Origin of the sequence: Arthrobacter sp. H5, assembly GCF_000520595.1 — a bacterium.
Taxonomy (GTDB): domain Bacteria; phylum Actinomycetota; class Actinomycetes; order Actinomycetales; family Micrococcaceae; genus Arthrobacter_D.
In genome coordinates, this window is record NZ_AZSC01000365.1 from 1 (window position 1) to 1921 (window position 1921).

Sequence of the window (1921 nt, forward strand, 5' to 3'; positions counted from 1 at the left end):
CCCACCAAAAACGCTATTAGACTGAGTTATTTATCGGTGAGTCCTTAGCAGCGACGCGCGGAGCGCGGGGAGTGTGCGGGAGCGGGTCTTTGCCGCGTGTGAGCAGCTCACCGAGGCCGAGGAGCGGATCACAGTGGCCGCGGTCCGCGGCCCAGGGGCCTGGTGCCCGCCTCCAACTCAGCGACACCCTGCTGGACTCTGGAACGCGCGGCCCCGGAAGCCCTGGCAACCGCGGCAATACCACCATGACCCAGGGAACGTGCCTCCGCAGCCAACAGAAGACGGGCGGAGCGTTCATCCAGGTGGGGCAACATCGTATCGAACTTTGCACGGAGGGATTCGACGACTTCAGCAGAAATGGGCATACACCATTATCCCACCAAAAACGCTATTAGACTGAGTTATTTATCGGTGAGTCCTTAGCAGCGACGCGCGGAGCGCGGGGAGTGTGCGGGAGCGGGTCTTTGCCGCGTGTGAGCAGCTCACCGAGGCCGAGGAGCGGATCACAGTGGCCGCGGTCCGCCGGGTCGCTCAGGTGAACATGCAGGACGCCTCTGACGGGGTCCGTGGCTGGCGGGAGTCCCGGACCCAAGCCCAGATGATGCCTGAACCGCCTGAGGCTGTCGCCCGGGCCCTGCGGATGGCGTGGGGGGTTGCTGTGCAGACGGCGCGTGCGGAGGTGGAGCTGATCGCGGCCGAAGCCCGGCAGGGGCGCGAGCAGGCTGAAGCCGAAGCCGCGGGGCTGGTGGTCGCGGTCACCGACGCCGAAACGGCACGCGATGCCGCTGGTACCCAGGTGGAGCAGTTACGCACCGAGGGTGAGGCAGCACGTGTTGAGGCCAGGGCCGCGCGGGGGCAGGCCATGGCCGCGGTCTTGGAGTTGGCGACGGAGCAGGGGCGCCGGCAGCAGGCCGAAGCCGAAGCCGCTGAGCTGGTCACCGCGGTCAGCGTTGCGGAGGCCGCCCGTGGTACTGCGGTGGGTCAGGTGGCCCAGCTTCAGGACGCGGTGGAGGCAGCCCGGCAGGAGCGCGAGGAAGCACGGACTGAAACCACCGCCGTACAGCGCACCCTTACTGAGGAACGCCAGGCCAGGAAGCAGGCAGAGGATGAAGCGGCAAGGCTCACCACGGCGGTCGCCGAGGCTGAAACAGCTCGCCGTGGTGCCCTGGCCCAGGTGGAGCAGCTGCAAGCCGGCCTTGAAACCGCCCACCGGGACCTTGAAGAGTCCCGATCAGTCGCTGATGCTGCACGCAGCGAAGCTTCCACCGCAGCCCAAAAAGTGGCCCGGGAACAAGGCCGCAGGGAACAAGCCGAAACCGAAGCTATGCGCCTACGAGCCGAACTATCGGCCACCCCCGCCCACGACCGGAAAACTCCCACGGGGGAGTGATGAAGGGAAGTAGCGGAGGGAAAACAGGAAAGGGCCCCGGTGCACAGGACGAGCCCGTCAAGCCACCCAGGTTCCTGACCCTCCGACAGGTGGCCGAGGAGCTGAACACCAAGGAATCCACCATCCGGGCACTCATCCGCACGGGTGAGATTCCGGTGTGTCCTTCCTTCGGTGGTGCATCCAAGCCGTCACAGCTCGCCCCGTCGACCGGCCGTGATGAGCTGATCGGCGGTACGGGCGGCGATGGCTTGGATGGTCAGGCTGGGGTTGGAGGCCCCGGAGGTGACGAAGACGCTGCCGTCACAGACGTAGAGACCCGGAACGTCCCAGCTGCGGCAGTTGCGGTCCACGACGGACGTGGACGGGTCATCGCCCATGCGGCAAGCGCCCATCAGGTGGGCGGTGTTGGACACCCTGAAGGTCGTCTCGGCCCCGGCGGCGTCGAGAATCCGCCGCTCGGTGTCGGTGCCGGCGTCCAGGATCTTCTTGTCGTTGTCCGCGTAGGAGAACGACACGACCGGGACCGGCAGG

2 protein-coding genes and 1 pseudogene are annotated in these 1921 nt (G+C 66.7%); 1 reads left to right on the plus strand and 2 read right to left on the minus strand.

What is annotated here, in order from left to right; all coding sequences use genetic code 11:
* Positions 1–164 precede the first annotated feature (164 nt).
* Positions 165–365 (minus strand): annotated as a pseudogene (locus Y708_RS22245) (ISAzo13 family transposase); the annotation flags it as partial.
* Positions 366–448: 83 nt separating this feature from the next.
* Here Y708_RS22245 and Y708_RS0101660 point away from each other — a divergent pair.
* Positions 449–1390 (plus strand): DNA-binding protein, encoded by a 942-nt coding sequence (locus Y708_RS0101660; protein ID WP_028278572.1) that lies wholly within the window; start codon positions 449–451, stop codon positions 1388–1390.
* Between the two features lie 188 nt (positions 1391–1578).
* Here Y708_RS0101660 and Y708_RS0101665 read toward each other — a convergent pair.
* Positions 1579–1921, minus strand: a 343-nt coding sequence (locus Y708_RS0101665; RefSeq protein ID WP_028278573.1) for a GMC oxidoreductase, incomplete at its 5' end; no start/stop codon positions are given.